Consider the following 19,491-nt stretch of genomic DNA (forward strand, 5'->3'; position numbering starts at 1 on the left):
CGCGCCCAGTCGCTGCCGTTGGGTCGGCAACCCCGGCCCGCCGCGTCACGCCTCCGCTGCCGCGGGCAGTCGTGCCGCTGGGGCGGCACGGGTGGGCGCGACGGCACCCCGTGAGCGCCGGGCCGCGCGAACACCCCCGGGTCCGCCCAACGCGCGGCACCGCACAACGTGCCCCGCCAACCTCAAGCGGCCCCGGCCCTTCAATCCCGCGAGTGCCGGCCCACGCCAACACCCCCGGCCCCAGACACAACGGCGGGCGTCACCGCGCGATGACACTCACCCGTTCACTCTCCACCCGCGTGTCCAACGCCGATTCCCCCAGCAGCCCCAGGTGACGGCACAGCACCACGGACCCCCCGACCGCCAACGGCCCGTACAGCCCCGCACACAGCCCCTCCCACGTGTCGTAGGACAACCCCGAAAGGACCCGCGCCCCCGGCCCGGTGAGCCCCAGCCCCGACGCCTCCGCCCGAGCCCGCTCGACGACCTCCGCCCCGCTGAACTCCCGCCCCGCCACGATCAGCGCAGGCTCCTCCGGATCCACCCGCCCGTACGGCACGAACCGGTCCCCCTGCCCCGGCACCTCGACCGCGTAATCGGCGAAGCCCTCCGGCGGCTGCGGAAACCGCCCCCCGAGCGGCCTGAGCGCCAGCGCGACCCGCGGCCCCGAACAGCTCCGCGCCGCCGACAGCGACTCCGGATCCGGACCGCTCACCACCACGTCCGCCGCCGCCGGATCCCCGGCCACGTCCGCGACCACTCCCACCGACGCGCACGCCAGCAGCCACACCGCCGTCTGCCAGTGCGCCGGCAGCAGCAGGGCCACCCGGTCGCCGGGTTCCACGGACAGCTCGTCCTGGAGCAGGTTGGCGGTCTTGGCCACCCAATTGGCGAAGGTGGCCACGGACAATTCGACACGTTCGCCCGTGGCATCGTCGTAGAAGGTCACGAGGGGGCGCACCGGGTCCGCGGCGAGCGCGGAACCCAGCAGGTCGGCAGGGGTGCGGTCGGTGGCGTTCACCCGCGCAAGCGTACGCGGACCCGTCCGCCCGCACCCTGCCCGAGGGGCACCGGTTCGGCGGAACGGGACCCGACAGCCCGTCACATCCCGGATGGACAGAATTGTCTGACTCTGTCCAAGCTCAGGAGCATGCGTGGAATCCTTGCTTCCTCAATCGGTGTCACCTGCGCCGCCGCCCTCGCCCTCCCGCTCGCCCCGCCCGCCACCGCGGCGGACCCGGGACCGGCCCCGACGGCAGAAGCGGCCACGCGCGCAGCGGTGACGGCCCAGCACGACGTACCCGGCAGCACCCAGTCGCTGCCCCTGAGACCCCTCACCCGCGACCGTGCCTCGGGCACCGCCGTCCTCGGCCTCGCCCCCCGGGCCGTACGGCACTTCTCCCTCCTCGGCGTGATCTGGGACGACCCCGCCGACGAACTCCACGGCCGCGTCCAGGTCCGCACCCGGGCGGCCGGCACCGGCGGCTGGACCGGCTGGCAGGACGTCGAGACGCACTACAGCGACCACGGCGCCGATCCGGACAGCGCGGAAGGCTCCTCGGACGGGGTGCACGGCGCCACGGCGCCGCTGTGGGTGGGGGAGTCGGACGGAGTGGAGGTCCGGGTCCAGCCGGGGCCCGGGACGGAGGAGCCCGGGGCCGAGGAGCCCGAGGGGGGTGATCACTCGATCCTGCCCCCCGGGCTGCGGCTCGAACTCGTCGACCCCGGGGACGACACCCAGGAGAGCCCCCGCAGCGGCCCGATGAGCGCCGAGGCGAGCGCCGCCTCCGCCGTCAACTCCGCCCTCGCCCCGCTCGGCGCCACGGAGATCCCCGCACTGAACGGCGAGCAGACCCGCGAGGAACTCCTCACCCTGCGCGGAGCCCGGCTCACCGAGCAGCAGCGGGCCAAGCCGTACATCGGACCGCGCCCCGCCATCGTCACCCGGCGCGGCTGGGGAGCCGACGAGAGCCTGCGGGAGACGCGGTTCGTTTACACCAGCAAGGTCAAGGCGGCCTTCGTGCACCACACCGCCTCCGGCAACAACTACACCTGCGCGCAGGCGCCTTCGCTCATCCGCGGCTTCTACCGGTACCACGTGAGCAGCCTCGGCTGGCGGGACATCGGCTACAACTTCCTCGTCGACAAGTGCGGCCGGATCTACGAGGGCCGGGCCGGGGGAGTGGCGAAGGCCGTCAAGGGCGCGCACACACTCGGGTTCAACACCAACTCCACGGGCATCGCGGTCATCGGCTCCTACGGCTCCAAGAAGCCGTCGGCCTCCGCCGTGAAGGCCGTCGCCCGGCTCACCGCGTGGAAACTCGGGCTGTACGGGATGAATCCGCGGGGCAAGACATATCTGACGTCCGGCGGTGGCAATCTCTACCGAAAGGGCAAGAAGGTGCGACTGAACGTGATCTCCGGTCACCGGGACGGGTTCAACACCTCGTGCCCCGGGGGGAAGCTGTACAAGAAGCTCGGTACGGCGCGTACCACGGCGGCCCGCTACCAGGGCCGCTGAGACGGGCCGGGCGCTCCTTCCTGCCGGAGGCGGTCTGCATACACTGGCCGGCCGAAAGACAGTTCGGCCGGTCCCGGCAGGAAGCAGAGACGACAGGTGACAGAAGCGATTCTCCTGGTCGGCGGCAAGGGCACGCGGCTGCGACCGCTCACGGTGCACACGCCCAAACCCATGGTCCCGGCGGCCGGGGTGCCCTTCCTCACGCACCAGCTGGCGCGGGCGCGGGCGGCGGGCGTCGAGCACATCGTCCTGGCCACGTCGTATCTGGCCGAGGTCTTCGAGCCGTACTTCGGCGACGGGGCGGCGCTCGGGCTGCACATCGAGTACGTGACGGAGGAGGAGCCGCTCGGCACGGGCGGCGCGATCCGCAACGTCGCGTCGCGGCTCCGGTCGGGGCCGGACGAGCCGGTGCTGGTCTTCAACGGGGACATCCTGACGGGGCTGGACATCCGGGCGCTGGTGCGGACGCACGAGACGATCGGCGCGGACGTCTCGCTGCACCTGACGCAGGTGACCGATCCCCGCGCGTACGGGCTGGTGCCGACGGACGCGTCGGGGAGGGTGCTCGCCTTCCTGGAGAAGCCGCAGACGCCGGAGGAGATCGTCACCGATCAGATCAACGCGGGGGCGTACGTCTTCCGCCGGTCGGTGATCGACACGATCCCGGCGGGGCGGGTGGTGTCGGTGGAGCGGGAGACGTTCCCCGGGCTGCTGGCGGCGGGAGCGCATCTGCAGGGCATGGTCGACTCGACGTACTGGCTGGACCTCGGGACGCCGGCGGCGTTCGTACGAGGGTCGGCGGATCTGGTGCTGGGCCGCGCGCCGTCGCCGGCGGTGCCGGGGCGCTGCGGGGACCGGCTGGTGCTGCCCACGGCGACCGTGGCACCCGACGCGAAGCTGGCGGGCGGGACGGTGGTGGGCGAGGGCGCGTTCGTGGCGGAGGGCGCGCGCGTCTTCGGCAGCACGATCCTGCCGGGGGCGGTCATCGAACCGGGCGCGGTCGTCACGGACTCGCTGATCGGTACACGCGCCCGAGTGGGCGAACGCACGGTCCTCACCGGCACGGTGATAGGCGACGGCGCGACGATCGGCCCCCACAACGAACTCCGGTCCGGCGCCCGGGTCTGGTGCGACGCCACAATCCCCGCAGGAGCGCTCCGCTTCTCCTCGGACCAGTAACGCCCCCGGCGCCCGCACGACCGCCCCCACCCCGGCGGTAGTGCCGCAGGGGCGGCAAACCCACCCCACCCCCGCCAGCCGCGGGCAGTCCTGCCGCTGGGGCGGCACGGGTGGGCGCGACGGCACCCCGCAAGCGCCGGGCTGCGCGAACACCCCCGGGTCCACCTCAACGCAGGGCACCTCACCGGCGTCAGCCCGTGCGGACCCCCGGTCCACCTCAACGCACCGCGCCGAACCTCACAGCCGCCCGATGTCCCCGTACGCCATCCGCGGCCCCCGCCGCCCCGGCACCCTCCCGCTCAGCAGAATCAACCGCGCGGCCCGATGCCGCTGCCCCGCATACGGCTCCAGCAGCGACAGCATCACGTCGTCGTCCGCATCCCGGTCCCCCGCGAGCGCCCACCCCACGATCCCCGGCAGATGCAGATCCCCCACGGTCACCGCGTCCACCGCCCCATGACTCCGCTGCACCGTCTCCGCCGACGTCCACGGCCCGATCCCCGACACCAGCTCCAACCGCGCCTGCGCCTCGGCGGCAGGCATCCCCACCGCCTCCTCCAGCCGCGCGGCGACCCGTACCGCCCGCAGGACCGTCGACGCCCGCTTGTCGTCGACCCCGGCCCGATGCCACTCCCAGGAGGGAATCAGCGCCCACGTCCGGGGCGCCGGCATCACCGACATCCGCTCGGGCGCGGGCCCGGGCGCCGGCTCGCCGTACTTCCGTACCAGCAGCCGCCACGCCCGGTACGCCTCACCCGTCGTGACCTTCTGCTCCAGCACCGACGGGATCAACGACTCCAGCACCAGCCCGGTCCGCGTCAGCCGCAGCCCCGGACGCCGATGACTGGTCAGCGCCAGCAGCTTGTGCCGGGGCACGAAGGCCGACGGATCGTCCGAGGCCCCGAGCAGCTCGGGGAGGCCGTCCAGCAGCCATGCGGCGCCCGGCCCCCACGCCTCCCCCCGGATCTCCCCGCCGCGCGCCGTCACCCGCAGCGTCCCCGGCCCCGCCGGGGTCAGACTGGCCCGCCACACGGACCCGTCCGGCAGCGCCCGGAACGTCGGATCACCGGGCCCGCGCCGCAGCGGCCCGAGCACCAGCCCGAGGTCCAGCGGCCCCTCCGGCACCCACGTCCGTACGCGTGCCGGAGCCGGTGCCTGGCGGGGGACACCCGCGGGCACGGCGACATGGCCGCCGCGTACCGTCGTACGGGTCGGGCGCGGGGAGAAGCGTCCTGCCAAGAGGGATCCCGGGGGTGGAAGTGGAACGGGGGCCTCTACGAGGGTAGGCCCACCCGCCGGGCCCCCCGGCTCAGCGCACCTCGATGAAACCCGCCGCGTCCCGCTCCGGGCGCGGACGCGGGTCCTCCGCCGGGTGGCCGATCGCCACCGCGCCCATCGGGTCCCAGTCGCCGGGCAGGTCCAGGACCTCGCGGACCACCTCCCGGCAGAACATCGTCGACGACACCCATGCCGAGCCCAGCCGCTCCCCGGCCAGCGCGACCAGGAAGTTCTGCACACCGGCGCCCGTGGCGACCACGAACATCTCCCGCTCCGCGGCGTCCCGCCGCGCGTCCCCGTAGGTGTGCGAGCCGTTCATGACGAGGCAGGGCACGGCCAGATACGGCGCGTTGCGCAGCACGTCACCGCGGCGGACGCGCTTGGCGATGGACTCCTCCGACTTGCCGTCACGGCGCAGGTCCGCGATCCAGGCCTCACGCATCGCGTCCAGCAGGCGGGTGCGGGACCCGGACGACTCCAGCAGCACGAAACGCCACGGCGTGGTGTGGTGCGGGGCCGGCGCCGTCACCGCCGCCGCCACCGCGCGGCGTACGGCGTCGGGGTCGACCGGCTCGTCCGTGAACGCCCGCACCGTACGGCGCTGGGTCACCGCCTGGCGTACCGCCTCGGACGTGCCCAGGCGGAACATGTCGTCACGCGCGCCGCGGACCATCGCCCGCGCGCCCTCGCCGTCGTCGGCCGCCACCAGATGGGCCAGCCCGCGGACCACGGCCACCGGGACGCCGGACGTCTTGCCCTTGACCAGGTCGCCCGCCGCGGCGAGTTCGTCGGCCGTGGCGACCACGGTGACGCCGAGCGGGTTGCCGTGCGTGTCGGTGCCGCCGCGCAGGTCGTCCAGCACGCGGACGCCGGCCGCGCCGATCGCCACGTCCGTCAGCCCCGCCCGCCACGGGCGGCCGAAGGTGTCGGTGACGATCACACCGACCGTGACTCCGAGGGCGGCGCGCAGCCCCTCGCGGATCGCCCGCGCGGAGGCGTCCGGATCCTCGGGCAGCAGCAGGACCGTCCCGGCGGGGGTGTTGGAGGCGTCGACCCCGGCCGCGGCCATGACCAGGCCCTGCCGGTTCTCGACGATGCGCAGGGGGCCCCGCCGGGCCACCACACGGACGGTCTCCGCGTCGATCGCGGCCTCCCGGTCCGCCGCCTCGGCGATCCGGCCCTCCGCCTTGGAGACGATCTTCGAGGTGACGAGGAGGACGTCGCCGTCGGACAGATCCGGTACGGCGGCCGCGATCAGCTTGGCCAGATCGTCGCCCTCCCGGATCTCGGGCAGGCCCGCCACGGGCCGGACCCGGTAGCCCGTACCGCTCATACCGCGCGCACCTCCTCCGCCAGCGTCAGTGCCTCACGTGCCATCCGCGCGGCCGCGTCGACGTCCGTCATCATCAGCGGTACGGCACGGCAGCGGATCCCGGCGGCCTCGACGCGCTCCACACAGCCCGCGTCGACCGTGTCGACCAGCCAGCCGTCCAGCAGGCCCGAGCCGTAGTGCTCGGCCACCGCCGGGGCCGTGGACTCCACGCCGACCGCCGCGAGCACCTTGTCGGCCATGCCGCGCACGGGCGCGTCCCCGACGATCGGGGACAGGCCGATCACCGGCACGCCCGCGTCGGCGATCGCCTCCCGGATTCCGGGGACGGCGAGGATGGTGCCGACGGAGACCACGGGGTTGGACGGCGGGAAGAGGATCACGTCGGCCTCGGCGATCGCCTCCAGGACGCCCGGCGCCGGCTTCGCCTGCTCCGCGCCGACGGGTACGACCGCCTCGGCCGGGACGGAGGCCCGCAGCCGCACCCAGTACTCCTGGAAGTGGACCGCCTTGCGCTCGCCGGCCCCCGTGGCGGAGCCGCTGTCGGGCAGCGTGACGGCCACGTGTGTCTCCACACGGTCGTCCGTCATCGGGATGAGGCGCACGCCCGGCTGCCAGCGGTCGCAGAGCGCCTCGGTGACCGCGCTGAGCGGGAACCCGGCGCCGAGCATCTGGGTCCGCACGATGTGCGTGGCGAAGTCCCGGTCGCCGAGGCCGAACCACTCCGGGCCGACGCCGTACGCCGCGAGTTCCTCCTTCAGGTGGAAGGTCTCGTCGGTCCGCCCCCAGCCCTGCTCCTCGTCGATACCGCCGCCGAGGGTGTACATCACCGTGTCGAGGTCCGGGCAGATTTTCAGCCCGAAGAGGTGGATGTCGTCCCCGGTGTTGCCGATGACCGTGATGTCCGCGTCCGGCACGGCCTGCTTCAGACCGCGCAGGAAACGGGCACCGCCGATGCCGCCTGCCAGAACCACAATGCGCATGGGGCCATCCTCGCAGGCCGCTACGACATCGCGTCAGGCAGTTACCGGACCGGCCGCCGCGGGGGCCTCGCAGTGCGGAGCGACGGGGGTCACCCCGGCCGTACGAAGCCGGGACTGGGGGAGCATGGGCATCTCGGTCAGGCCCGGGTAGTAGATGTGCAGACTGACGGCCGGTTCGAGGGCGTCGTTGACGACGTCGTGCACATAGCCGGGGGCGAACACGCGCTGGGCGCCGGCCGTCAGCGTGCGTGTGCCGCGTCCGGTGCGCTCGGTCAGGGCGCCGTCCAGGACGGTGAGCACGCCCGAGGAGCGGCCGTGGTCGTGCCGCCCGCTGCCTTGTCCCGGCACCCAGGACAGCAGCCACACCTCGTAGCCGGGGCCGGTGCGCAGCCGGTGGTACCAGCGGCTGACGGCGTCGTACTCGACGAGGTGCTCCCACTGGGAGCGGTCGGCGGCGATGGAGCGGGCCAGGCCGGCGAACTCGGCGACGGTGGCCGGGTGCTCGCGCGGGGGCTGCAGCAGATGCGGGACTTCGAGGATGTCGCCGGCGATCTGGAGGTCGCTGTCGCTGTTCATGGATGCGGAGGTCCTTGGCGGAGAAGCGGTGGGGGGTGTCGCGTCGCGTGCGCCCGGGTCACGGGCGGCGGCGAGGGGTGCCCCGGTGGGAGCGAGGGAGACAGCGGCCGGGTCCTATGGGACTCGGCAAGGGCCGGAGCGCGTTGGGCTCAACAGCCGGAACAGCGACAGCTACAGCGAGCGCGGGCAGCACCGAGGAACCCGACGGAGCGGGTCGGGGTGAGTGCCGAATTCGCGAGCATGCCCACTAGGACAGCGGTTCACTCCTTCACTGTCAACTCGGCACCCGGTATGTGGGACAGGGTTCACCCCATCCGGTTCATCTCGTAGACGAAAGGTTTGCTCACTCGTTTCCCGGGACACAAGGTGCGCACGGCCGGGCGCTCCGCGCACCGTTGCGATCCCGTGATCCGACTGTGATCCGGTTCGCTTCCGCGCGGGTGTCGGAACGAGAACGATCCCCTGGGCGTCCTCCTGGGAGAGGCCCCGTGGGGGACCGCGCACCCTCATGGGTCCGCATGCGTGTCAAGGTTTAGGGTGATTTGAACACTTTCCGCTCGGGCTTGGTTCCGCAGAGTGAATAAGGGGCTCAATAGCAGATCTCGGCTTGACTCGCCCGGAGCAGCACACTTGTAATTTCACTCGTGTCGTTCAGCCGGGAACGGTAACGGCTGGATCACACGGGGACGCGAAAGACGGACGAGGGGCGCACATGACCGAGCTGGTGCAGCAACTGCTGGTCGACGACGCGGACGAGGAGCTCGGCTGGCAGGAGCGCGCACTGTGCGCCCAGACCGACCCCGAGTCCTTCTTCCCCGAGAAGGGCGGCTCGACCCGGGAGGCCAAGAAGGTCTGCCTCGCGTGCGAGGTCCGCTCCGAGTGCCTCGAGTACGCCCTCGCCAACGACGAGCGGTTCGGCATCTGGGGCGGCCTGTCCGAGCGGGAACGCCGCCGGCTGAAGAAGGCCGCCGTCTGACGAACCGGCAGATCACCGGCGTACGCGCGGAGCGCGTGCCACTTCGTACATTCGTCACTTAAGGCCCGTCGCAGGTGGTTGTCCACAGGCGGCGGGCCGCTGTGGTGCCCAGCCGATAGTGTGGTCGCTCGTCCGAGACGCCCCGCCGCCCCCACCGGGCACGGGCGTTCCCCACAGACCACCGAACCGGGGCCCGTACCTCGATGTCCGTGCACAGCCACACGGCAGCCCGGCAAGACCTCGCTGCCACCCCAGAGTTCCCGCGTCACGTGGTGACCGCGGTCCTCGTCTCCCACGACGGCGCCCGCTGGCTGCCCGACGCGCTCTCCGGGCTGCTCGGCCAGGAGCGCCCGGTCCAGTTCGCCATGGGCGCCGACACCGGCAGCGCGGACGACTCCGCCCGGCTGGTCTCCGAGGCCCTCGGCGACGAACGCGTGCTGCACCTCGCCCGGCGCACCGGCTTCGGCCAGGCCGTCGAGGAGTGCCACCGCGCCGCCCCGGACCTCACGCCCGACGATCTGCCGTACCTGAAGCGGCCGAGCGGCTGGGACCCGGTCACCCGCAGCTGGCGCGACGACGCCTACGACCTGCCGGACCTTCCGCACGGCGAACCGGTGCAGTGGCTCTGGCTGCTGCACGACGACTGCGCGCCCGAACCCGACGCCTTGGCCCAGCTGCTGCGCGTCGTGGAGAACGAGTACGAGCTCGGCCGGGACGACGTCGCCGTCGTCGGACCCAAACTCCGCGGCTGGTACGACCGCAGGCAGCTGCTGGAGGTCGGCGTCTCCATCGCCAACTCCGGCCGCCGCTGGACCGGCCTGGACCGCCGCGAACAGGACCAGGGCCAGCACGACCACGTACGGCCCGTGCTGTCGGTGTCCACCGCCGGCATGCTGATCCGCCGTGACGTCTTCGACCGGCTCGGCGGCTTCGACCGGCATCTGCCCCTGATGCGCGACGACGTCGACCTGTGCTGGCGCGCGCACTCCGCCGGACACCGCGTCCTGGTCGCCCCCGACGCCGTGGTCCGGCACGCGGAGGCAGCCTCCCGCGAGCGCCGCGCCGTCGACTGCGTCGGCCGCACCTCCGCCTCCCCGCACAAGGTGGACAAGGCGGGCGCCGTCTACACGCTGCTCGTCAACGCCCGTACGGCCGCCCTGCCGTGGGTGCTGCTCCGGGTCGTCCTCGGCACCCTGCTGCGCACCCTCGCCTACCTCGTGGGCAAGGTCCCCGGGCAGGCCGTCGACGAGATCCGCGGCCTCGTCGGCACCCTGCTGCGGCCCGAGCGGATCCTCGCCGGACGCCGCCACCGCGGCAGCCCGCAGACCGACAAGGGCGAGATGCGGCCGCTGTTCCCGCCGCCCGGCGCGACCGTCCGGGTCACCGTGGAACAGGTCGCGAGCGGCCTCGTCGGCCGCTCCGACCCCGAAGCCGCCTCCGGCGCGGGACGGCACGGCAGCGCCGTGGAGTCCGGACCCGGCGGCGACGACGCCGACTTCCTCGAGATCGAGCAGTTCGCCCGCCTCAAGCGCATCGCCCGCAAACCCGGCCCGGTGCTCTTCCTGGCGCTGCTGCTCGTCTCCCTCGCGGCCTGCCGCCAGCTCCTCGGCGGCGGCGCCCTCGCGGGCGGCGCGCTGCTCCCCGCACCCGCCGGCGCCGGCGACCTGTGGGCCCGTTACACCGACGCCTGGCACACCGTGGGCGCCGGGGGCACCGGCTCCGCACCGCCCTACCTGGCGATCGTCGCGGCCTTCTCCTCGCTGCTGCTCGGATCCACCGGCCTCGCCGTCACGATCCTGCTGGTCTGCTCGGTACCGCTGGCCGGCTTCACCGCGTACTTCGCCTCCCGCCCGCTCGTCGAGTCACGGCTGCTGCGCGCGTGGGCGGCCGTCGCCTACGCCTTCCTGCCCGCCGCGACCGGCGCCCTGGCCGGCGGCCGCATCGGCACCGCCGTACTCGCCATCCTGCTGCCGCTGATCGCCCGCGCGGGCGTCGCCGCGAGCGGCCTCACGAACGCCGAGGGTGTGCGCGGAAGCTGGCGCGCCACGTGGGCGTACGCCCTGCTGCTCACCGTCACCACGGCGTTCACGCCGATCGTGTGGCCGATCGCCCTGGTCCTCGGCGTCGGCGTGCTCGCCGTACGCAGAACGGACATCCCGGCCTACGGGCTGCGCTTCCTGGCCCAACTTGGCGCGCCCCTGCTGGTCCTGGCCCCGTGGTCGCTGTCCCTGCTCCCCTTCGGCTTCTTCCGGGAAGCGGGCCTGGAGTACGGCGCCTCCGCCGCCTCCGCCCTCGACCTGCTGGGCGCGAGCCCGGGCGGCCCCGGCACCGTCGGCGGCCTGGTGCTCATCGGCCTGGTGCTCGCCGCGCTCGCGGCCCTGCTCCGTTCCGAGCGCCGCACACCGATCCTCACCGCGTGGGCGGCCGCCCTGGTGGGCCTCGTCTTCGCGGTCCTGTCCAACAGCTCCACCTGGGCCGGCCCCGCGACCCTCGTCTACGGCCTCGCCGTCCTGGCCGCCGCCACCCTCGGCGCGGACGGGGCCCGTTCCCGGGTCGCCGAGCAGAGCTTCGGCTGGCGCCAGCCGGTCGCCGCGCTGATCGCCCTCGCCTGCGCCGTCGGGCCGCTGATCGCCGCCGCCGGCTGGATGATCCGCGGCGCCGACGACCCCGTGGCGCGGCGCGACCCCATTCAGGTGCCCGCGTTCGTCGCCGAGGAGAGCGGCACCCGCGACCAGGCCCGCACCCTCGTCCTCGACAGCGACTCCCCGGACCGGGTCGGCTACGTCCTGGTCCGCGGCTCCGGTGCCCGCATGGGCGACGCGGAGACCGCCGCGGTGGACGGGGAGAACGCGCCGCTCGGCAAGGTCGTCGCCAACCTCGTCGCCGGCTCCGGCGCCGACCAGGCGGACCAGCTCGGCGGCTTCGCCGTCCGCTACGTCCTCGTCCACCCGGGCGCGCCCCGCGAGGTCACCCGCGTCCTGGACGCCACTCCCGGCCTGTCCCGGCTCAGCCAGCAGGCGGGCGGCGCGCTGTGGCGGGTGGACCACCAGGTCTCCCGCGCGAGCATCGTCCCCGCCAAGGACGGCGAGGGCGAGGCCGTACCCGTGGCGGCGGGCCCGGTCGAGATCCACACCAAGATCCCGAACGGCGCCGAGGGCCGCGTCCTGCGTCTCGCCGACACCGCCGCCGAGGGCTGGACCGCCACCCTCGACGGCAAGCCGCTGACCCGCACCACGGTCGACGACTGGGCCCAGGGCTTCGAACTCCCCGCCACCGGCGGCACCCTGGACGTCACCTACGACGAACCGGTCACCCACACCGCCTGGCTGTGGGCCCAGGGCCTGCTCGCCGTCGTCCTCGTCGTCATGGCCCTGCCCGGCCGGCGCCGCGACGTCGACGACGACCTGCCCGAGGAACCGGACGTCCCCGCCGAGGCCCTGGCCGGCGACGGCCGCCGCGCCCGCCGCCTGCGCGCCCAGGCCGAGGCGGAGGCGGAGGCGGAAGCCGTGGAGGCGGAGTCCGCCGAAGAGCCGGCCGCCGACGAGGACTTCCCCGAGCCGCCCTCCGCCGCCCCGGTGCCGCAGCAGGCCGACTACGGCGACTGGGACACATCGGGGCAGTACCCGAACGCGTACCCGGACGAGCAGTACCAGCAGCAGTACGCCACGGACGCCTACGGGCAGCCCTACCAGGCGGAGGGCTATCCGCAGGGCGGCGAGTACGACCCGTACGCGTACGGCAACCAGCAGACGCCGTACGACCAGGGCTACACGCAGGGCTACGACCAGACCTACACGCAGGGCTACGACACGTCGTACGACCCCAACGGCACGGGCAGTGAGCGTCCCGACGGGAGCCAGCAGTGAACCGCACCACCCTGTCCCTGATCGTGGGCGTGACCGCGCTCGCCGCCGTCACCGGCTTCGCCGTGGTGTCCACACCGGACGCCACGGCCACGGACGGGACGGCACAGGCGGCGGCCCACCTTCCGGTGGAGCGCACCAGCCTGGTCTGCCCCCAGCCCAGCACCTCCGACCTGGCCGAGACGACCTACACGTCCTTCACGCCGGTCACCGAGGGCACGGAGAACGAGGGCCGGGCCGAACTCCGGCCGGCCACCGCGCAGCAGCGGGGCGACGAGAAGGCCGAGGACGGCGAGGGCGACGAGGACGCCAAGGAGGAGAAGTCCGAGAAGCCCGTGCTGGAGCCGAAGGAGCCCGGCAAGCCGGTCACCGGGGACGCGACCGGCGGCGATTCGCCCGCCCTCCTCGGCACCGCGGAGGGCCGCTTCGCCCCCGGCTGGACCGTGCAGCAGACGACCACGGTCGCCGCGGGCACGGGACGGGGCATGCAGGGCGTCGCCTGCACGGCACCGGACACGGAGTTCTGGTTCCCCGGCACCAGCACCGGCGACGGCCGCACCGACTACGTCCATCTGACCAACCCCGACGACTCGGCGGCGGTCGTGGACATCGAGCTCTACGGCAAGGACGGCGCCCTCGAGACGACGGTGGGGGAGGGCATCACGGTCCAGCCGCACTCCGCGGAGCCGGTCCTCCTCTCGACGCTCACCGACGAGAAGCAGACCGACGTGACCGCGCACGTGGTGGTGCGCAGCGGCAGGGTCGGCGCCGCCGTCCAGGCCCTGGACGACCAGCTGGGCGGCGACTGGCTGACCGCGTCGGCCGACCCGTCGGGCAACCTGGTCCTGCCCGGCATCCCGAAGGACGCCACCGCCGTACGCCTGGTCGCCTTCACCCCCGGTGACGCGGACGTCGACCTGAAGGTGCGCCTCGCCTCCCCGTCCGGCCTGATCACGCCGGCCGGTCACGACACCCTTCATGTGAAGGGCGGCATGACGACGGCCGTCGACCTGGAGGACATCACGCGCGGCGAGGCGGGTTCCCTGGTCCTGACGGCGGGGGACGCCTCCGTACCGGTCGTGGCGGCGGCACGGGTGCTGCGCGGCAAGGACGGCAGCCAGGAGTCGGCGTTCGTCCCGGCGGCACGGCCGGTCGGTACGCGGGCGACGTCCGTCGACAACACGGCCAAGGGCACGACGCTCGCGGTGACGGCGCCCGAGGGCACGGCGAAGATCAAGGTCACGGCGTCGGCGGGCACGGAGGGCGGTACGCCGGCCTCGAAGACGTACACGATCAAGGCGGGCACGACCCAGCACATCGAGCTCCCGGCCCCGGCGGGCGCGAAGGGCACCTACGCCCTCACGCTGGAACCCGAGTCCTCCACCCCGGTCTACGCCTCCCGCACGCTGTCCACGACGGATTCCGGCGTCCCGTTCTTCACGATCCAGCCCCTGCCGGACGACCGGGGAATGGTCGCAGTCCCCCACTCGAACGAGGACCTGTCCATCCTCCAAAAGTAACCACACCCCGCACTCCGCGGGCAGTCGTGCCTCCCCCAGTGCCTTAAGGGCCTGGGAGGTACCCCCAGGGCGGCACGGGTGGGCGCGACGGCACCCGGTAAGCGCCGGGCCGCGCGAACACCCCCCGCCCCACCCCAACCGCCGGGGCACGCCGCAAGCGAAGCCGCGCAGACGGACAACCCCCGGCTCAGTCCTCCCCGTACCGCGGATCCACAGTCTCCGGCGTAAGCCCCAACAACTCCGCCACCTGCTCGACGACCACCTCATGCACCAGCGCCGCCCGCTCGTCCCGCCCCTTCGTACGAATCTCCACCGGCCGCCGATACACCACCACCCGAGCCACCCGCCCCTCACCAGCGGCCACGGTCCCCCCCAGCGGCACGGCCTCGTCACTCCACGCCGCCCCGTCCAGCCGCGGCACATCCAGCACCAGGAAATCGATGTCCGCCAACTGCGGCCACCGCCGCTCCAACCGCTCCACGGAGTCCTGCACAAGATCCGCGAACGTCTCCGCCCTGCTCGCCGCCAACGGCACCTGAGGCGGGGCGACAGGGCCACGCATGCCCCGGCCATGGCGGTCACGACGTCGGGGCCCGGGGCCGGATCCGGCGGCACGGGGCGTTACAGGGCTGTCCATCACCGCGAAGCGTAGTCGTCGCGCCGCCACCCCGCCCGATCCCCACACCCCTTCCGGCCGACCCGCACGGCATGTCACAACATGACCATTCCAGCCAAGGTTGGGCTCGATTATGTATCCCCGTGGGACCGCCGATCACAAGGCAATTGACGGTGTTTGTACCAACTGGTGACCGAAATCAGAACCAGTCAGCCGCCCGACGGTCACGTCGAGGCAGGTCAGCAAGGCGCTCACACGGGGGCATGTGGGGCGTTTCGCCCCGCGACACGGTGGAGTGACGTGGTGGGGAGTCGTCGCGGCCCGCTCAAGAGTGCGGTACCGTCCAACATCGTGAGCCCTGTACGTCGCTGTTCGCGCACCGCCTGCGGCCGTCCCGCCGTCGCGACGCTGACGTACGTCTACGCCGACTCGACCGCGGTCCTCGGCCCGCTCGCCACCTACGCCGAACCCCACTGCTACGACCTGTGCGCGGAGCACTCCGAGCGCCTCACCGCCCCGCGCGGCTGGGAGGTCGTCCGCCTGCTCGACGGCTCGGCCCCGGCCCAGCCCAGCGGCGACGACCTGGAAGCGCTTGCGAACGCGGTGCGCGAGGCCGCCCGCCCCCAGGAGCGCGCGGCCGGAGCCGGCGGCGGTTCCCGCGCGGCGGACCCCATGGAGGTCGCCCGCCGCGGCCACCTGCGCGTACTCCGCTCCCCGGACAACTGAGCCGGATCGCACCCTCTTCACAGCTCAGGCACCACATAAACCCCCGCACGCCCATTGACGCCCGCTTGTCGCGGACACGACCATTCCCTGGAACGCGGCGAGAAATCGCTTTCGCATGGCGGAATCCGGGAGGCGCCCGTGTACGTCCAGGAACTGGAACCCGTCGCCGGCTCGCTCGGCCTCTCCGCCCTGGTGGCGGCCCTTCCCCTGCTGATCGTCCTGGTCCTGCTCGGCGGCGTCCGGATGAAGGCGCACCTCGCGGGCCTGACCGGCCTGCTGACGGCCGTCCTGGTGGCCTGTCTGGCGTACGGGATGCCGCTGGACCAGACGCTCTCCAGCGGCGTCCAGGGCGCCGTCTTCGGCGTGTTCCCCATCATGTGGATCGTCATCAACGCCCTGTGGGTCTACCGCATGACCGTCCGCACCCGGCACTTCGACATCCTCCGCCGCTCCTTCGGCCGGCTCTCCGACGACCCCCGCATCCAGGCCCTCGTCGTCGCCTTCTGCTTCGGCGCCCTGCTGGAGGCCCTCGCCGGGTTCGGCGCCCCCGTCGCGATCTCCGCCGTGATGCTGGTCGCCCTCGGCTTCGACCCCGTACGCGCCGCCGTCGTCGCGCTGGTCGCCAACACCGCCCCGGTCGCGTTCGGTGCGATGGGCACCCCGGTCGTCACCCTCGCCCAGGTCACCGGACTGCCGCTGGACTCCGTGGCGTCGGTGGTCGGATGCCAGACCCCGCTGCTCGCCCTCGTCGTCCCGCTCGTACTCGTCTGGCTGGTGGACGGACGCCGCGGCCTGCGCGAGACCTGGATCCCCGCACTGGTCTGCGGAGTCGCCTTCGCGGTGGCCCAGTTCGCCGCCTCCAACTACGTCTCCGCGCAGCTCGCCGACATCGGCGCCGCCCTGGCCGGAGCGGGCGCCCTGGTCGCCGTACCGCACGCGCGTGTGCCCGCCACCGAGGCCGTACGGACCTCCGTGCTGACCGGCGCGCGCAGTGAGGAACTGGACGAGGAGGACCCGCGCGGAGAGGTGGTACGCGCCTACGCCCCGTACGCGCTGATCGTGGTGATCTTCTCCATCGCGCAGATCCCGGCGGTGAAGGACTGGCTGGCCGGTGCCACCCGGACGTTCGACTGGCCCTTCCTGGACGTCGCGAACCCGGACGGCGACCCTGTCGGCGGCAATGTGTTCAGCTGGCCGATCGTCTCCACCGGCGGCACCCTCGTCCTGATCGCCGGAGTCCTCACGGCGGCCGTGATCGGGGTGCACGCGCGTACGGCGGTGAAGGAGTGGCTGGCGACGGTGCACGAACTGCGGTTCGCGATCCTCACGGTGACGTCCGTCCTGGCCCTCGCCTACGTCATGAACCTCTCCGGTCAGGCGGCGACGATCGGCCACTTCGTCGCCGCCGCCGGAGCCGGACTCGCCTTCCTCTCACCCGTGCTGGGGTGGTTCGGCGTCGCCGTCTCCGGCTCGGACACCTCCTCCAACGCCCTCTTCGGCGCCCTCCAGGTCACCGCCGCCCAGCAGTCCGGGCTCTCGCCCGAACTGCTCGCCGCCGCCAACAGCTCCGGCGGAGTCCTCGGCAAGATGATCTCGCCGCAGAACCTCACCATCGCCTGCGCGGCCGTCGGCCTGGCCGGCCGCGAGGGCGACCTGCTGCGCAAGGTGCTGCCCTGGAGCCTCGGTCTGCTGCTCGTGATGTGCCTGATCGTGGTGGGCCAGAGCACGGCGGCGCTCGGCTGGATGCTGCCCTGAGCCTCCCGACGTCCGCGCCGGCCGCTACGGGTAGTTTGTGGTGACCGACGGGACTTGTGGAAAGGCTGGCCGTGGCTGCTGATCTGTCGCAGATCGTGAAGGCGTACGACGTGCGCGGAGTCGTCCCCGACCAGTGGGACGAGCCTCTGGCCGAGCTGTTCGGCGCCGCCTTCGTCCGGGTGACCGGCGCGGACGCCGTCGTCACCGGCCACGACATGCGGCCGTCGTCCCCCGGCCTGTCGGGCGCCTTCGCACGCGGGGCGGCGGCCCAGGGCGCGGACGTCACCGAGATCGGGCTGTGCTCCACGGACCAGCTCTACTACGCCTCCGGCGCGCTGGGGCTCCCCGGCGCGATGTTCACGGCCTCGCACAACCCCGCGCGGTACAACGGCATCAAGCTCTGCCGCGCGGGCGCCGCACCGGTCGGCCAGGAAACGGGCCTCGCGGAGATCCGGGAACTCGTCGAGCGGTGGAGCGAGTCGGGCGCCCCCGAGCCGACGGCCGACGCGCCGGGAACGATCACCCGGCGCGACACGTTGGAGGACTACGCGGCATACCTGCGCTCGCTCGTCGACCTGACCTCCGTCCGCCCCCTGAAGGTCGTCGTCGACGCGGGCAACGGCATGGGCGGGCACACCGTCCCGACGGTCTTCGACGGTCTGCCGCTCACCCTCGTCCCGATGTACTTCGAGCTCGACGGCACCTTCCCCAACCACGAGGCCAACCCCCTCGACCCGGCCAACCTCGTCGATCTGCGGAAGCGGGTCCGTGAGGAGGGCGCCGACCTCGGCCTCGCCTTCGACGGCGACGCCGACCGCTGCTTCGTCGTCGACGAGCGGGGCGAACCGGTCTCCCCGTCCGCGATCACCGCCCTGGTCGCCTCGCGCGAGCTCGCCCGCAACGGCGGCAAGGGCACGATCATCCACAACCTGATCACGTCCTGGTCGGTCCCCGAGGTCGTACGGGAGCACGGCGGCACCCCCGAGCGCACCCGCGTCGGCCACTCCTTCATCAAGGCCGAGATGGCCAGGACCGGCGCGATCTTCGGCGGCGAGCACTCCGCGCACTACTACTTCCGCGACTTCTGGAACGCCGACACGGGCATGCTGGCAGCCCTGCACGTCCTCGCCGCCCTCGGCGGGCAGCAGGGCACACTGTCCGCGCTGGTCGCGCAGTACGACCGCTACACCGGCTCGGGCGAGATCAACTCCACCGTCGACGACCAGACCGCCCGCCTCGCCGCGATCAGGGCCGCGTACGAGGGCCGTGACGGCATCACCCTCGACGACCTGGACGGTCTCACGGTCACCTCCGCCGACTGGTGGTTCAACGTCCGCCCGTCCAACACGGAACCCCTCCTCCGCCTGAACGCAGAGGCCCGCGACAACGCGACCATGACCAAAATCCGAGACGAGGCCCTAACCCTCATCAGATCCTGACCCCGCAACCCAGTCCCCCGACACCCGGCCCCCGCCCCCGCGCCACACCCCCCGCCCGGCACGCACACCCGCACCCCCGGGCCCCCCACGGGCACCCGCGCCGCTGGGGGCGGCGAAACCCACCCTGATCCTTCCGTTCCCTCCGCACTCCGCGGGCACCCGCGCGGTTGGGCCGGCAAGCCCCCCCCCAGCCCTTCCGTTCCCTCCGCACTCCGCGGGCACCCGCGCGGTTGGGCCGTTCCCTCCGCTCCCGCGGGCAGTCGTGCCGCTGGGGCGGCACGGGTGGGCGCGACGGCACCCCGCAAGCGCCGGGCCGCGCCACCCACCCCCGCCCCACCCCGATCGCGACGGCACCCCGTCAGCCCCGGCCCGCGCGAACCCCGGCCGATTCCAGCGCGGCGAACCCGCAACCACAGCCGACCCGCACGCCCCACCCCACCGGCGGTACCCTGACCAGCACATCCACCCAGCGAAGGGATCCCACCCCCATGCCTCTCGAAGCCGGCCTCCTGGAGATCCTCGCCTGCCCGGCCTGCCACTCCCCCCTCAAGGAGCAGGACACGGAACTGACCTGCACCAACCAGACCTGCGGCCTGGCCTACCCCGTCCGCGACGGCATCCCCGTACTCCTCGTCGACGAGGCCCGCCGCCCGGCGTAACCGCGCAACCACGCATCCGCGCAACCACCCACGCACCGCGACGCCGCCCCGCCGATCGCAGAATCGGAGA

Annotated in this window: 15 protein-coding genes; 9 read left to right on the forward strand and 6 right to left on the reverse strand. The window is 73.2% G+C overall.

All coding sequences use genetic code 11. The features are described from left to right. Positions 1–259 precede the first annotated feature (259 nt). On the reverse strand, positions 260–1,021 hold the full coding sequence (locus tag IF28_RS0109110; protein WP_030216395.1) for a TIGR03089 family protein: 762 nt from the start codon (positions 1,019–1,021) through the stop codon (positions 260–262). Between the two features lie 129 nt (positions 1,022–1,150). Between IF28_RS0109110 and IF28_RS0109115 the strand changes: the two genes are divergently transcribed. After that, positions 1,151–2,521, forward strand: a complete 1,371-nt coding sequence (locus IF28_RS0109115; RefSeq protein ID WP_030216396.1) for a peptidoglycan recognition protein — start codon at positions 1,151–1,153, stop codon at positions 2,519–2,521. A gap of 96 nt (positions 2,522–2,617) precedes the next feature. Beyond that, on the forward strand, positions 2,618–3,700 hold the full coding sequence (locus IF28_RS0109120; RefSeq protein WP_030216397.1) for a nucleotidyltransferase family protein: 1,083 nt from the start codon (positions 2,618–2,620) through the stop codon (positions 3,698–3,700). A gap of 237 nt (positions 3,701–3,937) precedes the next feature. On the opposite strand, the gene IF28_RS0109125 is transcribed toward IF28_RS0109120, so the two are convergent. The 4 genes from IF28_RS0109125 to IF28_RS0109140 form a co-directional block, all read right to left on the reverse strand. Beyond that, positions 3,938–4,939, reverse strand: coding sequence for a DNA-3-methyladenine glycosylase family protein (locus IF28_RS0109125; protein WP_030216398.1), 1,002 nt, complete (start codon positions 4,937–4,939; stop codon positions 3,938–3,940). Between the two features lie 70 nt (positions 4,940–5,009). Next, the gene (locus IF28_RS0109130; protein WP_030216400.1) at positions 5,010–6,311 is read right to left on the reverse strand and encodes a coenzyme F420-0:L-glutamate ligase; all 1,302 of its coding nucleotides are present in this window, start codon (positions 6,309–6,311) and stop codon (positions 5,010–5,012) included. Beyond that, positions 6,308–7,291 carry a 2-phospho-L-lactate transferase gene (gene cofD / locus IF28_RS0109135; RefSeq protein WP_030216402.1) on the reverse strand — a complete coding sequence of 328 codons (984 nt, stop codon included), beginning with the start codon at positions 7,289–7,291 and terminating at the stop codon, positions 6,308–6,310. Before cofD ends, IF28_RS0109130 begins: the two co-directional genes overlap by 4 nt. Before the next feature lie 33 nt (positions 7,292–7,324). Continuing rightward, complete coding sequence (locus IF28_RS0109140; protein WP_030216407.1) at positions 7,325–7,867, reverse strand: cysteine dioxygenase; 543 nt, start codon at positions 7,865–7,867, stop codon at positions 7,325–7,327. Between the two features lie 712 nt (positions 7,868–8,579). Between IF28_RS0109140 and IF28_RS0109145 the strand changes: the two genes are divergently transcribed. The 3 genes from IF28_RS0109145 (at position 8,580) to IF28_RS0109155 (ending at position 14,226) form a co-directional block, all read left to right on the forward strand. Further along, a complete protein-coding gene (locus tag IF28_RS0109145) occupies positions 8,580–8,843 on the forward strand; it encodes a WhiB family transcriptional regulator (RefSeq protein WP_003975777.1) in 264 nt (87 codons plus the stop codon). Between the two features lie 269 nt (positions 8,844–9,112). Continuing rightward, positions 9,113–12,709, forward strand: a complete 3,597-nt coding sequence (locus tag IF28_RS0109150) for a glycosyltransferase (protein ID WP_030216408.1) — start codon at positions 9,113–9,115, stop codon at positions 12,707–12,709. Then, on the forward strand, positions 12,706–14,226 hold the full coding sequence (locus tag IF28_RS0109155) for a DUF5719 family protein (RefSeq protein WP_030216409.1): 1,521 nt from the start codon (positions 12,706–12,708) through the stop codon (positions 14,224–14,226). The genes IF28_RS0109150 and IF28_RS0109155 overlap by 4 nt, the downstream gene beginning before the upstream one ends. Before the next feature lie 187 nt (positions 14,227–14,413). Here IF28_RS0109155 and IF28_RS0109160 read toward each other — a convergent pair whose 3' ends face one another. Further along, complete coding sequence (locus tag IF28_RS0109160; RefSeq protein ID WP_199808970.1) at positions 14,414–14,863, reverse strand: metallopeptidase family protein; 450 nt, start codon at positions 14,861–14,863, stop codon at positions 14,414–14,416. 282 nt (positions 14,864–15,145) lie between these two features. On the opposite strand from IF28_RS0109160, the gene IF28_RS0109165 reads away from it, so the two are divergent. The 4 genes from IF28_RS0109165 to IF28_RS37625 all read left to right on the forward strand — a co-directional run bounded on the left by IF28_RS0109165 (position 15,146) and on the right by IF28_RS37625 (position 19,421). Beyond that, the gene (locus IF28_RS0109165) at positions 15,146–15,568 is read left to right on the forward strand and encodes a DUF3499 domain-containing protein (RefSeq protein WP_030216411.1); all 423 of its coding nucleotides are present in this window, start codon (positions 15,146–15,148) and stop codon (positions 15,566–15,568) included. 138 nt (positions 15,569–15,706) lie between these two features. Further along, positions 15,707–17,323: an L-lactate permease gene (locus IF28_RS0109170; RefSeq protein ID WP_030216413.1), complete on the forward strand. Its 1,617-nt coding sequence runs from the start codon at positions 15,707–15,709 to the stop codon at positions 17,321–17,323. 71 nt (positions 17,324–17,394) lie between these two features. After that, positions 17,395–18,762: a phosphomannomutase/phosphoglucomutase gene (locus IF28_RS0109175; protein ID WP_030216414.1), complete on the forward strand. Its 1,368-nt coding sequence runs from the start codon at positions 17,395–17,397 to the stop codon at positions 18,760–18,762. A gap of 488 nt (positions 18,763–19,250) precedes the next feature. Next, complete coding sequence (locus tag IF28_RS37625) at positions 19,251–19,421, forward strand: Trm112 family protein (protein ID WP_078620999.1); 171 nt, start codon at positions 19,251–19,253, stop codon at positions 19,419–19,421. Positions 19,422–19,491 lie beyond the last annotated feature (70 nt).

This window comes from Streptomyces sp. NRRL WC-3626 (genome assembly GCF_000718785.1).
In the GTDB taxonomy this organism is placed as follows: Bacteria; Actinomycetota; Actinomycetes; order Streptomycetales; family Streptomycetaceae; genus Streptomyces; species Streptomyces edwardsiae.

What these genes read in the sequence shown, in the direction of transcription:
- IF28_RS0109130 (WP_030216400.1), bottom strand. Translation starts at nt 6,311, where the DNA reads ATGAGCGGTACGGGCTACCGGGTCCGGCCCGTGGCGGGCCTGCCCGAG.
- IF28_RS0109160 (WP_199808970.1), bottom strand. Translation starts at nt 14,863, where the DNA reads ATGGACAGCCCTGTAACGCCCCGTGCCGCCGGATCCGGCCCCGGGCCC.
- IF28_RS0109115 (WP_030216396.1), top strand. Translation starts at nt 1,151, where the DNA reads ATGCGTGGAATCCTTGCTTCCTCAATCGGTGTCACCTGCGCCGCCGCC.
- IF28_RS0109145 (WP_003975777.1), top strand. Translation starts at nt 8,580, where the DNA reads ATGACCGAGCTGGTGCAGCAACTGCTGGTCGACGACGCGGACGAGGAG.
- IF28_RS37625 (WP_078620999.1), top strand. Translation starts at nt 19,251, where the DNA reads ATGCCTCTCGAAGCCGGCCTCCTGGAGATCCTCGCCTGCCCGGCCTGC.
- IF28_RS0109140 (WP_030216407.1), bottom strand. Translation starts at nt 7,867, where the DNA reads ATGAACAGCGACAGCGACCTCCAGATCGCCGGCGACATCCTCGAAGTC.
- cofD (WP_030216402.1), bottom strand. Translation starts at nt 7,291, where the DNA reads ATGCGCATTGTGGTTCTGGCAGGCGGCATCGGCGGTGCCCGTTTCCTG.